The organism is Roseibium sp., assembly GCF_965276855.1.
In the GTDB taxonomy this organism is placed as follows: Bacteria; Pseudomonadota; Alphaproteobacteria; order Rhizobiales; family Stappiaceae; genus Roseibium.
On record NZ_OZ255700.1, the window covers coordinates 3,103,173 to 3,120,775 of the forward strand.

Sequence of the window (17,603 nt, forward strand, 5' to 3'; positions counted from 1 at the left end):
TGTTTGAGTTGCAGGAGACTAACATGAGTGGCACGAAGCAAATCCGGTGGGGCGTTCTGTCAACGGCAAAAATTGGCCGGGAGAAGGTCATTCCTGGGATAAAATCGTCCCAGACCGGACATGTTGCTGCTATTGCTTCCCGCGGCCTCGAGCGTGCCCAGGACGCGGCCGATCAGCTTGGAATTCCCAAAGCCTATGGGACCTACGAGGACCTTCTGGCCGATCCGGATATCGATGCGATCTACAATCCGCTTCCAAACCATCTGCATGTTCCGTTGACCCTGCCGGCGGCAGCTGCCGGAAAACATGTTCTGTGCGAGAAGCCGATCGCCCTCAACGCGGACGAGGCCCGTCAGCTTCTGCGTGTGCAGGAAGGCCGGTTGATTGGGGAAGCCTTTATGGTGCGGGCCCATCTGCAATGGATCCGTGCTCGTGATTTGGTCCGGTCCGGAGAATTGGGCGAGTTGAAAGCGATCCAGGGGTTCTTCAGCTATTTCAACGCGGATCCGGCGAACATCCGCAACAATGCCGACATAGGCGGTGGCGCGCTGCTCGATATCGGTTGCTACACGATGCTGGCCGGCCGGTATTTCTTTGACGCTGAGCCGCACCGTGTTGTTGCGCTGATCGACCGGGATCCGGAATTCGGAACCGACCGGACAACGAGTGCCATGCTGGACTTCGGGCAGGGCCGTCATTTGAGTTTCACCGTGTCCACCCAATTGACGCCGCACCAGCGTTTCCAGCTTGTTGGAACGAAGAAGCGGCTCGAACTTCTTATTCCCGTCAACGCGCCGCAAGGCGGGGCGACCGAATTGAGGCTCGATGACGGGTCAAAGCTCGGAGATGGGTCCGTGGTGACCGAGACCATCGCACCCTGCGATCAGTATGCCGAAATGGCAGATGTCTTCGGCCGTGCCATTCTTGGTGAAGTACCCCTTCCTTATGGAGTCGAGGACGCAATCCAGAACATGGCAGTTCTGGATGCGTTGTTTCAATCCGCAAAGGACGGTGGTTGGGTGTCCCTCAGCTAAAGCCCTAAGCCAAAGGCTTGAAATGGTATCCGCCGCTACCGGTTGCTGTCAGAGTGCCGAAGTCCGGGGCGTCAAGATGGGTTGCCGCGAAAGGGATCTGCTCGGCGGCGAGTTCTGCAAACAGAGTTTTCCGGGTTGCTGCCGCAGTCTCAGGAGCGCTGTCCAAAGCATAGTGGACGTCAGGATTTGTAAACTGCAGAGCGCCGGACACCAAGGCGTCCCCGAGCAGCATCGCTTGCTTGCCGCCGCTTGAGATCCTGACGATCTGATGGCCGGGCGTGTGTCCGGGAGCACCGGCGACGTGAACTCCATTCTCCAGGTCGGCGCTCCCGTCGTGAAGTCTGATTTGGGAGGCGATTGGGCGCGCCAAGGATTGGATCAGGTGGACGATGGGTTTTTTGTCCTCCGGCACGGCCTCTACAAGATTTTCGTCGGTCCAGAACGCCCACTCGCTGTTTTGGAGATGGACTGTTGCGTTTGGAAAGAGGCTTTGACCATCCGCAACCAGGCCGCCGATGTGGTCGGCGTGCATGTGAGTCAGAATGATGTCTGTAATGTCGTTGGCCGCGTTTATCAGGGATGAGCCCGCTGCCGTGATGCATCCGGTCTCGGGAAAACGCGCTTTTAGCCAAGTTCCGGACCCGGCATCAACGAGAACCTTTTTGTGTCCGGTTTCGATCAGCCAGCATGTTGCGCCAAATCGTGTGGTCGGACTGACCGCCTGGATCTCTTCATCGCTTGCATTGGAGAAATAGGCGGCGGGAATATCGAGGTGGCCATCTGAAAGTGGCGTGATTGCGATGTCGCCGATGTGCAGAGGACTTGTGGTGCTTGTAATTGACATGAGAGCTCCATGAATTTCCATTGCCCTCAAATGTACAGAGGGTGCCGATGAGTGCGATTGGCGCAAATGACAAATCTTGTGCTAGATACGCCAGATGGTTGCACGCTCCTACAGTTTGGCGATTTTGGCTTATCCGGGATGTCTTCAATCAGCCGTCCTGGGGCTTCAGGATGTGCTTGGGTATGCCGCAAGTATTTCGGAGCATTCGGTTGCCGTTGAAACGATCTCGACCTTTGAGCCGGGAGGCTGGTCGTTCGACGCACTGATCCTGCCGCCCTCTGCATCGGAGGTGCGTGCAGCCGATGTGCCGGAACTGCCAGGATACACAGCTTACCAGCACGGGAAGGGTGCGGTTGTCTGTTCCGCCTGCACCGGGGTTACCTTTGTCGCAGAAGCCGGAATTGCTGCCGGACGGCCGGTAACCACGCATTGGGGGCTGGAGCAGGGACTGTCCAAGCGCTACCCCGACATGTCCTTCAATACCGATCAATTGTTGATCGAATACAGCGACCTCATCACGGCCGGTGGTTTGATGGCCTGGGTTGATCTTGGTCTGGTGGTCATCGAACGATTTCTCGGGTACGGCGTGGCGGCGCGCACGGCTGGCTATTTCATCGTCGATATGCGCCGCCGGGACCAGCGCCGGTTCAGGCGGTTCTCACCGCATCTGCGGCATGGCGATGCGGCTATCTTAAAATCACAACACCTGATCGACGCGCGATATGCAGATGTCCTGAGCGTTAAGGAAATTGCCAGCGCTTCCGGGCTGCCGGATCGCACGTTTTTGCGCCGGTTCAAGGCTGCGACAGGGATGACGCCCAATGGATACTTGCAAGAGTTGCGCATAGAGCGGGCAAGGGGTTTGTTGATCGAAACGGGCCGGACTGTATCGGATATCTGCTTTGCCGTCGGTTATCAGGATCCACCGTCTTTTAGTCGGCTTTTCACAAAACTGACGGGGCTCACTCCAAACGCCTTTCGCAAACACTTTGCCCGCCACGATGGGCAACAAAAAACCCCGCCGATTGGCGGGGTTCTGTAACGTTTCTGGCGGGTCGCTTACTTCAGCGGTGCCAAGACCATCACCATCTGGCGGCCTTCCAGTTTCGGATGGGATTCCACCTTGGCAATTTCCGAGGTCTCATCACGAACCTTGTGCAAAAGCTTCATGCCGAGATCCTGGTGCGCCATTTCGCGGCCCCTGAAACGGAGCGTGACCTTCACCTTGTCGCCGTCGTTGAAGAAGCGCAGCATGTTTTTCATTTTCACCTCATAATCATGGGTGTCGATGTTCGGACGCATCTTGATCTCTTTGATCTCGACAGTCTTCTGCTTTTTGCGGGCTTCTGCAGCTTTCTTCTGTGCCTGATATTTGTATCGGCCGTAGTCCAGAATTTTGCAGACCGGCGGATTGGCATTCGGCTGGATTTCTACAAGATCCAGACCGGCATCCATGGCGATATCCATCGCCTCTTCGGTCGATATAACGCCGCGGTTGGCGCCTTCGTGGTCAATAAGCTGGACTTCGCGAACGCGAATTTCTTGGTTTGTGCGCGGGCCTTCCTTCGTGGGAGGCGGGGCGCGGAACGGACGGCGAATGGTCGCAAACTCCTCTGCGGTTTCAGTCTATTTGGCCTTCAAGCCGTTTCAGATACGCAAACAGCCCCGGAACGCTCGCTCCAAGGGTCTCGCCGCGTCTTCTTGAACGCCAGCTCCTAAGCTCGTGCCAAACGCCCAAAAAGTCAACAAAAAACACCGATCTTGGGCCTTTGACAGATCTTTTTTGAGCGGCGCGCGATCTTGTTACATTTTCAATCTTGCTCGACGCTGGGAATCAGTGGCGTCTTGCAATTGGATGGTCCGGGCGCCAATTTGACCCTCCATTGCCGAAGCAGGAGATCCGATTGAACGGAACGTTGTTCATCTGGCAGCTCATCAAAATCATCGTGGGCTTTGTCATAGCCGTTATCGCCTGCGGATTGTTTTTGTCCTGGGGGCTGTTTCAGCCTGGATCTCCGGAGACCGATCCCGCTGCGTTTGCGGCCATGATCGGAACGGCGTTTGTCACTGCGAGTGTCGTAGGTGCTGTTGCGTTCGTCCCTGCAGCTTGTGTCATACTGGTTTCCGAAATCGCGCGGTTGTCAGGGATTGTTTTTTATCTTGCAAGCGCCGGTGCCATCGCATTTCTACTCTGGACACTTGATGGGACAGCGGATGCTGGGTTAAGGCCCGGTAGTCCGGTTGTGCTGGCAGCGGGCTTCGTTTCCGGGGCTGTTTACTGGATCATTGCCGGACGGACCGCCGGGAGCTGGCACCCGCGGACAAAAGGTCTACCGCATGACGAGAAAGCAACGGACGAAGACTTATAGTTCTCCGTCCTCCAAAGCATCTCTGGCGGCCTGGTAATGGTCTGGCCGAATATGGGCCCGGATCATCGAAATCGCTGCCATCAGCACCGTTGCATCATCTCCAAACCCGACGCCCAGGATAAAATCCGGCACCACGTCGAGCGGTAAAACAAAATAGGCCAAAGCAGCAAGCAAGGTCCCGCGCACCTTTGTCGGCGTGGCAGGATCAAGCGCACAGTAGTACCCGGCGACAACATCTTCCATAAACGGAACTTGGCGCGCCGCCTTCCGGGCTGTTTTTAACAGTTTCTGACGGACCGTTTCATTTTGTTCCTCTTCCGGTCCGAGAATTTCCGGGTCGAATCCCAGATCTTCAAATGGGGATGAGGAGGTCATTTCAACGTAATTCCTGTTCGCGACATACAAGTGATATGGGCATGTGAGCCAGAATTACAAATAAAGTTTACCAAGCGTTCCTGGCGTGTTTGTGTGATTATTGTCACTTTCATCAGTGATGAGAAGCGTAATGCTTGGGCTGAGGGGCGTTTCTTTAACGGGAGGATCGTTATGAGATCATATTTTCAATCTTCTGCGATGGCTTTGTGCCTCGTCTTGCCATTAGCGGTTTCGGCAAATGCCGGTGAAACCCCATCCCCGGACGGTGCAAAGGTCTATTTCATCAATTTGAAGGACGGTGACAGTGTCAGAGGCCCGGTCTTTATCCAGTTCGGTTTGACCGGAATGGGCGTGGCGCCGGCCGGTGTTGAAAAAGAAAAAACCGGTCATCACCATTTGATTATCGATGAAACGATCGAAGGCGAAGAACTCAACGAGGCCATCCCGGCCGATGACAATCACAAACACTTTGGCGGCGGGCAGACCGAAACCACAGTTGAGTTGGCGCCCGGCGAACACACGCTGCAGCTGGTTTTGGGCGACTGGAGTCACATCCCACACAACCCGCCAGTAATGTCCGAGCGGATCACGATCACGGTTGAATAGAAAAAGGGCGCCTATTGGCGCCCTATTGTTTGATCATGCGTTGCCGCGGGTTTCCAGCAATCGGCGGGCGATAACTTGCGCCTGGATCTCGGCTGCACCTTCAAAGATGTTCAGGATCCTGGCATCGCACAGTACGCGGGAGATGGCGTATTCAAGAGCGAAGCCATTACCGCCATGGATCTGCAGTGCGTTGTCCGCAGCGGCCCACGCGACACGGGCCCCAAGCAGTTTGGCCATGCCAGCTTCCAGGTCGCAGCGCTTGCCGGAATCTTTCTGCCAGGCGGAGAAATACGTCAGCTGACGGGCAATCATGGTCTCGGTCGCCATGAGTGCGAGCTTGTCGGAAACGCGCGGGAAACTGATCAACGCCTTGCCGAACTGAACGCGATCCTCTGCGTAGCGCAGTCCGATATCCAGTGCGGATTGCGCAACACCAATGGCGCGGGCTGCGGTCTGGATTCGGGCGCCCTCAAATGTCTGCATTAGCTGCTTGAAGCCTTCGCCTTCAACCTGACCCAGCAGGTTTTCCGACTTTACTTCGAAATCATCGAAGGCGATCTCGTATTCCTTCATGCCGCGATAGCCAAGAACCTCGATCTCGCCGCCGGTCATGCCATCTGCCGGGAACGGATCTTCATCCGTTCCGCGCGGCTTTTCGGCAATAAACATCGACAAGCCCTTGTATCCGGGTTCAGCCGGATTGGTCCGGGCCAAGAGGGTCATGATGTCTGCGCGCACCGGATGGGTGATCCAGGTCTTATTGCCCGAAATCTTCCAGGTGTCGCCGTCCTTCACCGCCCGTGTCTTGAGCGAGGCGAGGTCTGAGCCGGTATTCGGTTCGGTAAAAACGGCGGTCGGCAGGATTTCACCGGAGGCGATTTTCGGAAGCCAATGTTCTTTCTGCTCCTGGGTGCCACCACACAGGATGAGTTCAGCGGCGATCTCCGACCGGGTGCCAAGCGAGCCAACACCGATATAGGCGCGGGAGAGTTCCTCGGAGACAACACACATTGCTTCCTTGCCAAGGCCGAGACCGCCGTATTCCTCTGGGATGGTCAGGCCGAAAACGCCGAGTTCCGACATCTGGCTGACGACTTCGAGCGGAATATACTCGTTTTTCAGATGCCATTCATGGGCATTGGGCACGACGGTGTCTTCAGCAAACTTCCGCATTTCGTTGCGGATCTGCTCCATGGTTTCATCAAGACCGCCATCACCGAAGGTCGACTGTCCTGCCTGAGCCCGGATCAGCTCCGTGAGTCCTTCGCGAACTTCAATGGTGTTGCCTGTCGCAATGACGGCATCCATGTCTGCGGTCCGGAACGAGCGGACCTCGTCATCGGAAATGCCAAGATCGGCGAGGCGGACGAATTCCCCCTGGTTCATCGGGATGCCGCCGAAGATCTGCGCCACGTATTCCGCGAAACCCAGCTGAACGATCTTGTCTTCCAAATCGCCGTAGCGGCCACTCTCCGTCAAACGCTGTGCGTAGGCATCGAGCTGGCGGAGTGCTTCGACATATGTTGCGAGCCACGCCAGCCCGTGTGTTGCACGTTGTTCTTCTTCCATCCGGCTGGAAGAAATCCGCCCGTCCACCGTAACGCGTTCGCGCACTCGCTGCGCTGCAAGATCCAGAAGACCGTCCAATTTATGGACGATCGCGCTGGTTCGCTCAGATAGAGTCGGCTGCATTTCTGCGGCCTTCACGGCTGCGGTGGACATTGGCATCTCCGTTTTCATTTGTTGCGCGCGCGCGCGTTTTCTTGAAGCTATGTTGCGTCGCACACCGGGCTTTGTCGAGCCAAAACTTGTTGGTCTTTCGAAGGGGGCTGTCATAACGAGAGCACAGACTTGACGACAGCTCCCGGCCAAGCAACATGAAACCTATGAGTCTTTACCTTTTTGCCAAGGCGTCTTTTGCTGTGCTGAAAGATGCAATCGGTCATTTTTCACGTGATGACGGCTTTGCTATGGCCAGCCATGTGGCGTTGTCCGGCCTGCTCGCGATTTTCCCTTTGCTTATCTTCATTGCGTCTCTTGCGGGTTTTTTTGGAATGGTCGGTGCGGCAGACACGGTGTCTGAACTTGTCTTCGACGCCTGGCCGAAAACTGTTGCGGCTCCTGTCGTCCGTGAAATCGAAAATGTACTGACAGTCCCGCGCAGTGATTTGCTCACCTTTGGTGCGGTGGCCGCATTGTGGTTTGCATCCAATGGGGTCGAGGCGCTGAGAACGGCGCTGAACCGGGCTTACCGGCAGGTTGAAAAGCGGTCATTTATCCTGTTGCGCATTCAATCGCTGGCTCTTGTGATCCTGGGCGCGGTGATCCTTCTGGCCTATACGTTTCTTGTCGTTCTTGCGCCGCTTGGGATCGAGGCTCTTAGAGGATTTGTGCCTCAGGTCGAAACATTTTTGTTGTCGATCAACATTGCCCGCTACACGCTGGCCGGGTCATTGTTGATTGTCGGGCTTTTCATGACGCACTGGTTGCTGCCCTCTGGAAAGCGGTCGTTTTCAGACATCTGGCCGGGTGTGATTGCCACCCTGCTCTTGTGGATCGTTTCAGGCAGTGCCTTCGGGGCGTATCTCGCCCGGTTTGCCAATTATGTCTCAACATATGGCGGCCTGGCGGGGATCATGACCGCGCTGATCTTCCTATATATCTGCTCGCTCGCCTTCATCTTGGGCGGCGAGCTCAATGCCGCGATCGCGCGGCAACGTGCCTTCCGCAATCGTCAATTGGGTCGGCAGCAGCAGGCTTAGGTCCGTTTAGGAGCCGCGCGGATCATCAAGACCGCGCCGACCACCAAAGCTATGCCAGCGATCTGGATCATTGAGAGGGTTTCTCCAAACAGGAAGTAACTCTCAATGGCTGTTGCGATCGGCACGAGGTAAAACAGGCTGGCCACCTGCGAAACCGCGCCCTGGCGGATGAGCAGCATCAACAACATGATTGCGCCGATCGAAAGCACCAAAACAAGCCAGGCAAGCGCTACGATCAACTCGCCCGACCACGTGATTTGCCAAGTCTCGAAAAGGCTGAGTGGTGTTGTGACCAAAAGGGCGCCGACATATTGCCAGAAGGTTGCTGCCAGAAGATCGGTGTTGGGTACGAAGCGCTTTTGATAAACCGTGCCAACACTGATTGCGATAACAGAAAAGAAGACAACACTGATCGTAACGAGTGTGATGCCAGACCCGGCTAGATCAAACTTGGGTCCAAGCACAAGACCGAGGCCGCTCAGGCCAATCGCCATACTGATCCAGTGTTTGCGACTGATCACTTCTCCGATCATACCAACTGCAAAAATAGCTGTCAGAACCGGCTGCAATCCGACGATAATCGCTGAAGCTCCAGCAGGCATCCCTTGCTTGATGGCCCAGAAAACGCCGCCCAGGTAGATCCCGTGGACCAGCATGCCGGTCACGATGCAGTGGCCAATTGCCTTTTTGTCCTTCGGCCAGGATTTCACCCAAAACAGACCGAGAAGGAACAAAATGGGCAAGACCGCAGCGAACCGGACCGTCAGGAAAGCCATTGGTTCGATGTACGGCGCGCCCAGCTTTGAACCGATAAAACCGGTTGACCATAGAAGAACAAAAAGCGCAGGGGCAATTTTGGCCAGATATGCCAAGTCAATCTCCGGGGGTGGTTCGCCAAACCAGCAAAGTGGTCGATGAGGGGAAATGAAAAAGAATGATTTTCAGATTAACCGGAAATTGGCAATTTTAGCTAACTCTGAGGAAACACTATTTCTCTCAGGGGACATAAGCCAGTGGCAATCGGTGCGCAATCAACTTTTGGAGTTTTGTCCAAACTCTCGGTCAAAGTGCGGGTTATGGCGCTCAGCCTTGTGACAGTCGTTGGCCTCGTCATTATCGGCGGGGTTTATTTCTGGAGCCAGGGCGAGCTGAATTCGGCTTTTAGCAGGATGAACCAAAGTGCCGATCTGGCCGAAGAAGTGGCTGCGCTCTCTGAGACGGCAGCACGGCTGCAGATTATTGAAAATCAATACTTTGCAGCGCCCTCTGCCGAAGCGTTTCAAAGATTTACCACCGAAATGATTGTCGCGACGAATTTGGTTGCCAAGCTGGAAAACAATCCTGCCGCGGCGAGCTACGCCGCCCAGGTTGCCGATGTGAAAGATACGCTAGAGGGCACAAGCGGCGCGTTCGAGATGCTGGACAGCGTCCGGCAACAAATCGGATATACGAACCAGGATGGGCAGCTGGCACGCCTCGATTCGCTCACTGGTGCAGTGAAAGATCGTTTGTTTGAAGAAATGAAGTTTGGCGGCGGCCCGGACTTTGAAAAGCTGGCGCGCGCTATTCTCGCTGTGCAGCTCGCGGAAAAGGAATTCACCCTCAACAGCACGCCCGAAGCAATCGGCGTCTTCGATGAGCAGTTTGCGGCGTTCGAAAAACTGCTGAAGAGGGTCTACATTCAAGATGCGATCAAGAAAGAGCTCGCCGATAACATGACGGCGTATCAGGAGACGTTTGCCCAGTATACGGCAGCGGTTGAGCAGGAGACGAGCAGCACCGCCCTCCTGGAAAACCTTTTCCAACTGGTGCCGCCACACATCGACGCCCTGAATGCCGCTGCAAAAGACTTGCAGGCGCAGGCTGCCACTCAACTCGAGACAGCCCGGTCGATCGCAACATATGCAATTGGTGGAACCATTCTTGGTTTGCTGATCTTGTTGCCCGCAATCGCATTTTTAGTTGGTCAATCGGTAGCCGGACCGTTGGCGCATCTCCAGAAAGCCATGGAAGCTCTGGCGGGTGGTCAGACAGACATCGCCTTGCCGGAAGCAAAGGGGAAAACTGAGCTTGCTGCCATTGCAGGGACGGTTTTGGTCTTCCGGGACAATGCTGTCGAGAGATCGCAGCTTGCAGCAGCCCAGGAACAGGAAAACAAGGCCCGTGAAGAACGTGTCGCCCGTCTGGAAGACATTATCGGCCGGTTTGAAGGCACGGTAACTGACGCGCTCGGCAGCCTGGACCGGGCCAATGACGAATTGCGCCAGACATCCCAATCAATGGAACAGGCGGCCGACGATGTGGCGGATCAATCGTCTGGTGCAACGGGTGCGGTGAGAACAGCTGCGGAAAATGTCACATCGGCAGCCCAGTCTGCGGACGAATTGGCAGCCTCGATTGCCGAGATCTCAAATCAGGCAACCCGGTCTACGGAAGTTGCTCAGCAAGCCGTTTTAAGTGCCTCCACAACGGTTTCGACCATGCAGGAGCTCTCCAGCGCGGCAGAACGGATCGGCGAAGTCATGAGCCTGATCCGGGACATTGCAAGTCAAACCAATCTGCTCGCTCTGAACGCAACCATTGAAGCCGCGCGTGCAGGTGAAGCGGGTAAGGGCTTTGCGGTTGTTGCAGCCGAGGTCAAGCAATTGGCTGATCAGACATCGAAAGCGACGGAAGAGATCGCGATCCAGATTGAAGCCATCCAGGGATCGTCCGGTCACGCTGTGCAGGCCATTGAGGATGTCAGCAAAATTATCTCCGACATGGAAAACCTGGCATCTTCGGTTGCAGATTCCGTTCAGCACCAGGATCAGGCGGTCCGAGAGATTTCCGACAACGTTTCCAGTGCGTCTCAGCGGTCTGATGAAGCAGCCGATCGTATGACGAGCGTGGGATCCGCTGCAGAACTCGCCCGAACCAATGGTGCTGAGGTCGATAAACTGGCGCAATCCCTGTCTCAGCAGGGCGGGCTGATCCGTCAGGAAATCGCGACATTCCTGCAAGGTGTTCGCAGCGCCTAACGCATAGGCGAGAAGTTTCAAAAGCCGCTTTGCCAACCGGGACTTAATGCCCCGCTGGCGGGCGGCTTTTCTTCGTGCTAGGGACGAGTCTGATTGCACGAAGAAGGTGAAACGGGATGCAGGACGAGATCGTCATAGTCGGGGCTGGTCAAGCTGGTGCCCAGGTCGCTCAATCGCTTCGTCAAGGCGGTTTTGAAGGCGCGTTGCGGCTCATTGGCGACGAAGCTCATCCACCTTATCAACGCCCGCCACTGTCCAAAAAATTCCTGGCTGGTGAAATTGGCGCCGAGGGGCTTTGGCTCCGGCCGCCGGCGTTCTACACGACCAACACTATCGACCACATCCCAAACACAAGTGTCGTTGGGATCGATCGTTCGGCAAAACGTGTTCAGCTGGAAAACGGCGACACCATATCTTACGGAAAACTGGTCCTTGCGACGGGAACCAAAGCGCGCCTCCTTCCAATCAAAGGCTCTGAAAAAGACGGCGTGGTCACATTGCGCTCCATTGGCGATGTTGATGCGATCCGTGACCGTTTGTCGAAGAGCCAGAACCTCGTCATCATCGGTGCCGGTTACATCGGTCTGGAGGTCGCTGCAGTGGCCCGCGCGCTCGGCAAGGATGTCTGCGTGATTGAAGCTCAGGACCGGCCGATGAAGCGGGTCGTGAGCGAAACTGTGTCGGGCTTTTTCGCGAAACTGCATTCCGATAATGGCGTTCAACTGCGTTTGAACACAGGCATTGAAGCGCTTGAGGGTGGAGAGGCGGTCGAATCCATCAAGCTGAGCAATGGGGACAGTGTCCCGGCCGACCTTGTGCTTGTCGCCGTTGGCGCCGAGCCAAATGATCAACTGGCCGCAGATGCGGGGCTGGATACAGACAACGGTGTTCTTGTTGATGGTGCAGCTCAGACAAGCGATCCGGACATATACGCCGTTGGCGATTGCACCCGGTTTTATTCTGGGCGGTATTCACGCTCTGTGCGGATGGAAAGCGTCCAAAATGCGATTGATCAGGCCAAAGTCGCGGCCCAGGCGTTGCTGGGGCAGGACGTCGATTATGATCCCTTGCCGTGGTTCTGGTCGGATCAGTATGAAATCAAGCTGCAGATCGCGGGCCTGTCGGAAGGGTATGACAAGACAATCGTTGTCGGCGACCTAGCCGCTAAAAAGTTCTACGTTGCGTATCTGAAAGAAAATGCACTTATTGCGGTCGACAGCATCAATTCACCGCGCTCGCACATGATGGCGCGGCGGGTGATCGGCGAGATCTGGCGGGACGATTTGCTCCCGGACGCATAGACGATCAGCTATTGAATACAGGAGCGTTAGCGTTGAAAATCGATAACGCTCCTGCAAAGACCCCTCAGCATGTCGGCTGGCCGAGCGCCTTATTCTGCAGCCGCGTTTTGAAGAATGAGGCGGGTGGTTTCTTTTGGTATTTCCAGATGCACCATGTGACCAACGCGCTCAAAGATGTGCGTGGCAACAATGCCAGGCAGCTTGTGCGCCTGCCGTGTCGGTAGAACACGGTCCTGAGTTCCCCAAAGCACCTTGATCGGCATTGGAAGCGCTGCCATGTCGTCCCGCGGCAAAGTCTTTTGCACGGAGCCGTCGATGATTTCGTCGGCGATCGCCGACAGAGTTGCCGCGCCTCCTGGTCGGGCCCGGCTTTCTGCAGCGGTTTTTGCGAGGAATTTGGGAAGCTTGAATTCCCAGCCGAAGAACTGCTCGAGAAGAACTTCCATTTCCGCGGTCTCGGAGGCAACCGCATAGCGCCGCAAAAGCCGATGATTGATTTCCGGCCCAAATCCACCGGGCGCCAAAAGCGTAAGACTGGCAACCAGCTCCGGTGCACGCAGGGCAACCAATGCGGCAACAGCGCCGCCCATGGAGTGGCCAACCAGATGCACGCGCTTCATTTCCAGCGCTTCAAGGGATTGTGTGACGGCCTTTGCCGAAATCCCAGCGTGACCGACCTTGGGCCAATCCAAAGCGTCACCGTGCCCCGGCAGATCAAACGCCAGAGAGCGTTTGCGGCTGGCAAGGCCAGTTTGAATGTTCACCCAGGTTTGGCGGTCGCCTCCAAAGCCATGGAGCAGGATGACAGGTGCACCATCATCTCCGGTCTCGCAGACTTGTTCGCGAAAGGGCAGGGTCGTGCGGGGATTTGGGCGAAGGTCTGTCATGGGTATCCGTTTGGTATCAAGAAATTGAGATCAGGAGTGTGGTGCGCCGGGAACGGGCAGAGGTTCAAGTGAAAAAAGCGGTTGGCGGTCGGTAAAGCCGTCCAGCTCATAGGCTCCAGTATTCTGTGCGCGATCGCCCGCAAATTCAGCGATTTCACTGGTCATGAGAACGTCGGACTTGATCCGCTTGGTCAGATGTTCGATCCGCGCAGCGGCGTGAACCGTTTGACCAATAACCGAGAAGGTCAGCCGGTTTGCAACGCCGATATTGCCGAACATGACACGGCCGGTCGAAAGAGCGATGCCTGCGTTCATTGTGTGATCGCTGGAGACGGTTTTGTTGATGTCATGGAGCCTCCGCCGGGTCTCATCCGCCGCCGCAATGGCCCTTTGGACCGCTTCTGAGAGTGATCCCTTTTGTGTTGGGAAGACACCCAGAACCGCATCGCCGATAAAGTCGAGGACTTCGCCGCCCTGCTGGAGAACCGCGCCAGCAGTTGCTTCAAAATATGTATTCAGCCACTTGAGATAATCTTCGGGACCCAGGGCATCTGCAATAGCCGTGGAATTGCGCATGTCACTGTAATAAATCACCGCGTCGATGGTCTCGCCATCTCCATGGCGGATTTGTCCATTCAGTACTTTGGTTCCTGCGATGCTGCCGAGGTATGTTTCGGCGATGATTTTTGTTATGTGGCCTTGAAGCACGGCCCTTGCAGCGAGGGCTAGCCGTTTCTGGATATAGTGTATCGCGTTGAGGGCATCTTCAGAAAACCCGTCTTCTTCCCGAGTTGCCCAGCTTAGGATGATCCCGGTGTTTGGATACTCACCTTTGATCGCAGGTATCTCCATGTGGGTCGGTATAACCAGGTAATCCGTGTAACCCTCCGAGGCCAGACGGTTCAGGAGCGGAAATTCGGTTTGTGCATTGGCATTGGTCAACCGCCGGCGAAGCATCGGCTCTTCATTGATCAAAACTGCCCGAATGGGGCTTTGCAGCCAGTCTTCCGTATCTTCTTCGGAGTGCTCGATCTTTTCATGGTAGACCTCGCCGCCGTTTTCCCAAAAGGCGATTTCCGCCTCAATCATGGGGTGAAGCGTCGACCAGACAAGAATTGCGCGATCGACTGGAACGTGGCATTGGCGCAGGCGCTCGCATAACTCGGCAAAAAGAGGTGTCATCTCGGGGTCGCCGAGGGCCTCGCCGATCAGCCAGTCCTCGATGCCATCGATTTCCATCATGTCGATCATGCGGGGAGGTTAGACCCTTTTCGTGCTGTTGCCATCAGGCTTTCTAATCGGTGCGTTCTTCGTCTACAGATGTGGCGACGCTTCCCGGCGGTACAATGATCCAATTGAGGATGAGGTCGGGAAAGGTGCCATAAGAGTGGAACGGCATCGTGTGTTGGCCCTGGCCGCTGGCGTTTGGATAGAGTTCCAAAATCCGGCCTGCAGGTCCTGAGTTTTCGCCGCGCCAAAGGATCATCACCCCTTTTTTCTGGACATCATCCAAGTCGATCCACGGGCTCAATGTTGTGTTGTGCTCCAAAAACATTGAAGGCCGCGATGGGGCATGAAGGGTTACATTGGCTGTCGTCCACTCATCTCCGGCGACATACGCCAGTTCCGTACCTGTTTCCTTTTCCCAGACGTCAGACAGGAATTCCGCGGTTGCCTTGCCCGGATAATGAATACGGGACTGTTTGGTCTTCCAGAGGGGCTCCAGAACAGCCTGCCCAAAGAGGACACCAAGAAAAATGGCCTGAATGACGAGAGTGCCTGCAAATGCGCGTTTCGGTGCTGACCAAAGAGCAGGAATATGGAGGTACCGGACAGCCATCAGTCCGGACAGAACGAAAAGAGGTGTGCCCCACATGTGTTTGAATTCACTGCCGGTCACGGCAGAGGCCAGAAGCACCACGGCAAGAGGTACAAGGGAAAACCAGAGAAGAAACCTATCGGCATGTGCAGTCAGATCTGCGTCGTTGCTCGTGGACCAAGATATTTTTGCCGATTTTAGCGTTTGCCAGCTGAACCCCAGGAGAGCGACCAGAAACAATCCGGCGTGATTGGCCAGCTGCGCCACGAAGAAGTTAGCCGGGTTGTAGACGTGGTCGACCCATGATCCCGCCGCGTTGCTGCGGCCGATGGCATAGCGGAAAGTCAGGAAGTCTGTCTCATACAGCCAATATAGATGCGGCCCCACCACGAAAAGAAACGAAAGTGTGCAAATCCAGGGCCCCGTGGTTGCGAGATATCTGCGGCCATCAGCGTAAACAAGGGCGTAAAGGCCGATTGTGCCGATCAACAGGAAGACAAAATATTTGGTGTAGAAGCCAACGGCGGCGAGTGCCCCCAGAAGGATCCAGTATCGCGCTGCGCCTGAGTTCAAAGCGCGCAAAAAGAGATAAACCATTCCCGCCCAGATCGGTATCTGGAGGATATTGGGGTTGAACTCCGGTACCGGGAGGGTGAAGTAAAAAGTCACGCTCGTCAGGACGATAGCCCAAAACCCTTGTCTTTCGGAAAATCCAAGTTCCCGGGCAATCAGCCAGATGAACCAGAACCCCACACCGATGCTGAGTGCGCTCAACCAATAGGCCCCATAGGCGTGCCCGCCGGTCAGGTGATAGCTGAGTTCAAGGAGCCAGGCCTGCATCGGTGGGTGTTTGGTGTAGCCAAGCTGAATATCTCTTCCCCAGGCAAATCCCTCAACGACATCCAGTGGTGGATTTGGAAAGGTCAAGCTCGGCAGGAGCGCATAGAGTAGGCACAAGACCCCCGTATATAGAAGCGCAGCGCGGCTGGCGGTCATCAACAATCTCCAATCCCGTTACGGACCGACTTGGGGATACGAAAAGGCCCAGAAACGGGCCGCTATAAACGTGAGACCTGGAACAATGGCGATTGAAACCATCAATCCAAGCAGATCCGGCCACGGTGTGAGCTTCAACCAAAGCGCCAGAACACTGGAGTTCAATGCAAAACCGGCGCCTGCGATGAGGAAAAAACGCAACATCGCTTTCAAAGCGGATTTCTTCTGGCGCAGATGCGAAAAGCTCCAGTAAAAATGACCGGCAAAAGAGACGCCAAAGGCAACGATGAACCCGGCGAGATTCGCCAGCATTGCTTGAAGTAACCCGCTTTCCAGTAGAAAGCCCGCAACAACAGCATGTGTCAGCGTTGCCGCAATGCCGACAAGCGCGAATTTTCCAGCAGCATTTGCTTCCGTTTTCAAGGTTTGCCGGTTTGGATTAGCTGTCATTGGCATTTTTTTTTGCGGCTGAGGCCTGCCTGCTTTCGATGACGTCTTGAAGTAGATAGACAGGCCGCTGTTTGGACTCGTTGAACAGCCGAGTGACATACTCACCAATCATACCGATCGAAAGCAGCTGCATGCCTGAGAAAAACAGGACTGCGACCATGAGAGATGTATAACCGGGGACGTCGATGCCGAAAATCATCACTTTCACGGTCAGATAGATGGCATATGCGAAAGCGAGGATTGACACCAGAGCGCCTCCATAGAACCACATCCGCAGTGGCATGGTTGTGAAGCCCGTGATGCCGTCGAGCGCAAAGTTCCAGAGTTTCCAGTAGTTGAACTTGCCGTCGCCTGCCTTCCGCGGGGGGCGTTCATAAGGAACAGCCATGGCGGGAAAACCCACCCAGGCAAACAGACCTTTCATAAATCGGTTTCGTTCCGGCAACTGAAGCAGCGCATCAATTACCGCCCTGTCGATCAGGCGGAAATCACCGGCGTTCGGAGGCATGTCAATGTTCGAAAGCTTGTTGAAGACCTTGTAGAACATGCCTGCAGTCGACCGCTTCATCAGTGTGTCTGATGTTCGATCCACCCGCAGGCCATAAACCACATCATAGCCGGCCCGCCAGCCATCAATCATTTGGTGGATCAATTCGGGTGGGTCTTGAAGATCTGCATCAATGATGACGCCGATGTCGCCTTTGGCGGCCTCCAAACCGGCAGAAAGGGCCGCCTCCTTGCCGAAGTTCCGAGAGAGGCCGAGCAGCCGTCCGGGTAAGCCGTTGGCAAGCCTATCCGTCAGTATGTCAGCCGTGGCATCCCGGCTGCCGTCGTCGATAAAAACATATTCGTATTGCAGCCCTGTTTCCTCAAGAACGCGTTTGGTCTCCTCCAGAAAGTGACCGATAACGTCTTCTTCGTTGTAGACCGGCACGATGACGCTGATCATCGGGTTTACTGGCCGGGCATCCTTCCGGCGGGAGACGTAGATTCTTGGGGCTTGGTTCGGCTGCATTGATACGATGGCTGTTTGGATCTTGGCGGCAACCTGCCGGAAAAGATGAAGAAACACCAGCTTTTTGGAGCGCGCGGCTGCAAATTTGGCAAACAAAAAAAGCCGGTGTCCAAAACTGAACACCG

17 protein-coding genes are annotated in these 17,603 nt (G+C 55.5%); 7 read left to right on the forward strand and 10 right to left on the reverse strand.

All coding sequences use genetic code 11. The annotated features are described in order from the left end of the window. Positions 1-23 precede the first annotated feature (23 nt). Positions 24-1,034 carry a Gfo/Idh/MocA family protein gene (locus tag ACQY4Z_RS14390; protein WP_428522348.1) on the forward strand — a complete coding sequence of 337 codons (1,011 nt, stop codon included), beginning with the start codon at positions 24-26 and terminating at the stop codon, positions 1,032-1,034. 4 nt (positions 1,035-1,038) lie between these two features. Here ACQY4Z_RS14390 and ACQY4Z_RS14395 read toward each other — a convergent pair whose 3' ends face one another. Then, positions 1,039-1,878 carry an MBL fold metallo-hydrolase gene (locus ACQY4Z_RS14395; protein ID WP_428522350.1) on the reverse strand — a complete coding sequence of 280 codons (840 nt, stop codon included), beginning with the start codon at positions 1,876-1,878 and terminating at the stop codon, positions 1,039-1,041. Positions 1,879-1,972: 94 nt separating this feature from the next. On the opposite strand from ACQY4Z_RS14395, the gene ACQY4Z_RS14400 reads away from it, so the two are divergent. Further along, the gene (locus ACQY4Z_RS14400; protein WP_428522352.1) at positions 1,973-2,920 is read left to right on the forward strand and encodes a GlxA family transcriptional regulator; all 948 of its coding nucleotides are present in this window, start codon (positions 1,973-1,975) and stop codon (positions 2,918-2,920) included. Positions 2,921-2,937: 17 nt separating this feature from the next. Here the strand turns inward: ACQY4Z_RS14400 and infC are convergent, their stop codons facing one another. Beyond that, positions 2,938-3,477: a translation initiation factor IF-3 gene (gene infC / locus ACQY4Z_RS14405; RefSeq protein WP_409687307.1), complete on the reverse strand. Its 540-nt coding sequence runs from the start codon at positions 3,475-3,477 to the stop codon at positions 2,938-2,940. Between the two features lie 305 nt (positions 3,478-3,782). On the opposite strand from infC, the gene ACQY4Z_RS14410 reads away from it, so the two are divergent. Beyond that, positions 3,783-4,247 (forward strand): translation initiation factor IF-3, encoded by a 465-nt coding sequence (locus tag ACQY4Z_RS14410; protein WP_428522354.1) that lies wholly within the window; start codon positions 3,783-3,785, stop codon positions 4,245-4,247. Here the strand turns inward: ACQY4Z_RS14410 and ACQY4Z_RS14415 are convergent. After that, on the reverse strand, positions 4,242-4,622 hold the full coding sequence (locus ACQY4Z_RS14415; RefSeq protein ID WP_428522356.1) for a YkvA family protein: 381 nt from the start codon (positions 4,620-4,622) through the stop codon (positions 4,242-4,244). The two genes, ACQY4Z_RS14410 and ACQY4Z_RS14415, sit on opposite strands and share 6 nt — an antisense overlap. A 198-nt stretch (positions 4,623-4,820) precedes the next feature. Here ACQY4Z_RS14415 and ACQY4Z_RS14420 point away from each other — a divergent pair, with 198 nt between their 5' ends. Next, entirely contained in the window at positions 4,821-5,228 is a 408-nt protein-coding gene (locus tag ACQY4Z_RS14420) for a DUF4399 domain-containing protein (protein WP_428529565.1), read from the forward strand. 33 nt (positions 5,229-5,261) lie between these two features. Here the strand turns inward: ACQY4Z_RS14420 and ACQY4Z_RS14425 are convergent, their stop codons facing one another. Next, entirely contained in the window at positions 5,262-6,950 is a 1,689-nt protein-coding gene (locus ACQY4Z_RS14425; protein WP_428522358.1) for an acyl-CoA dehydrogenase family protein, read from the reverse strand. 155 nt (positions 6,951-7,105) lie between these two features. Here ACQY4Z_RS14425 and ACQY4Z_RS14430 point away from each other — a divergent pair, with 155 nt between their 5' ends. Beyond that, a complete protein-coding gene (locus ACQY4Z_RS14430; protein WP_428522360.1) occupies positions 7,106-7,990 on the forward strand; it encodes a YihY/virulence factor BrkB family protein in 885 nt (294 codons plus the stop codon). Here ACQY4Z_RS14430 and ACQY4Z_RS14435 read toward each other — a convergent pair. Beyond that, positions 7,987-8,862 carry a DMT family transporter gene (locus tag ACQY4Z_RS14435; protein ID WP_428522362.1) on the reverse strand — a complete coding sequence of 292 codons (876 nt, stop codon included), beginning with the start codon at positions 8,860-8,862 and terminating at the stop codon, positions 7,987-7,989. The two genes, ACQY4Z_RS14430 and ACQY4Z_RS14435, sit on opposite strands and share 4 nt — an antisense overlap. A 141-nt stretch (positions 8,863-9,003) precedes the next feature. On the opposite strand from ACQY4Z_RS14435, the gene ACQY4Z_RS14440 reads away from it, so the two are divergent. Further along, entirely contained in the window at positions 9,004-11,010 is a 2,007-nt protein-coding gene (locus ACQY4Z_RS14440; protein WP_428522364.1) for a methyl-accepting chemotaxis protein, read from the forward strand. Positions 11,011-11,126: 116 nt separating this feature from the next. Next, on the forward strand, positions 11,127-12,311 hold the full coding sequence (locus tag ACQY4Z_RS14445; RefSeq protein ID WP_428522366.1) for an NAD(P)/FAD-dependent oxidoreductase: 1,185 nt from the start codon (positions 11,127-11,129) through the stop codon (positions 12,309-12,311). 89 nt (positions 12,312-12,400) lie between these two features. Here the strand turns inward: ACQY4Z_RS14445 and ACQY4Z_RS14450 are convergent, their stop codons facing one another. From ACQY4Z_RS14450 to ACQY4Z_RS14470, 5 genes are read right to left on the reverse strand one after another with little or no spacing between them, the layout of a single operon-like run. Continuing rightward, a complete protein-coding gene (locus ACQY4Z_RS14450) occupies positions 12,401-13,198 on the reverse strand; it encodes an alpha/beta fold hydrolase (RefSeq protein WP_428522368.1) in 798 nt (265 codons plus the stop codon). Positions 13,199-13,228: 30 nt separating this feature from the next. Next, entirely contained in the window at positions 13,229-14,449 is a 1,221-nt protein-coding gene (locus ACQY4Z_RS14455) for an adenylate/guanylate cyclase domain-containing protein (RefSeq protein WP_428522370.1), read from the reverse strand. Positions 14,450-14,492: 43 nt separating this feature from the next. Further along, positions 14,493-16,013, reverse strand: a complete 1,521-nt coding sequence (locus ACQY4Z_RS14460; RefSeq protein WP_428522372.1) for a glycosyltransferase family 39 protein — start codon at positions 16,011-16,013, stop codon at positions 14,493-14,495. 18 nt (positions 16,014-16,031) lie between these two features. Continuing rightward, positions 16,032-16,463 (reverse strand): GtrA family protein, encoded by a 432-nt coding sequence (locus ACQY4Z_RS14465; RefSeq protein WP_428522374.1) that lies wholly within the window; start codon positions 16,461-16,463, stop codon positions 16,032-16,034. After that, positions 16,453-17,574, reverse strand: a complete 1,122-nt coding sequence (locus tag ACQY4Z_RS14470) for a glycosyltransferase family 2 protein (protein WP_428522376.1) — start codon at positions 17,572-17,574, stop codon at positions 16,453-16,455. The genes ACQY4Z_RS14465 and ACQY4Z_RS14470 overlap by 11 nt, the downstream gene beginning before the upstream one ends. Positions 17,575-17,603 lie beyond the last annotated feature (29 nt).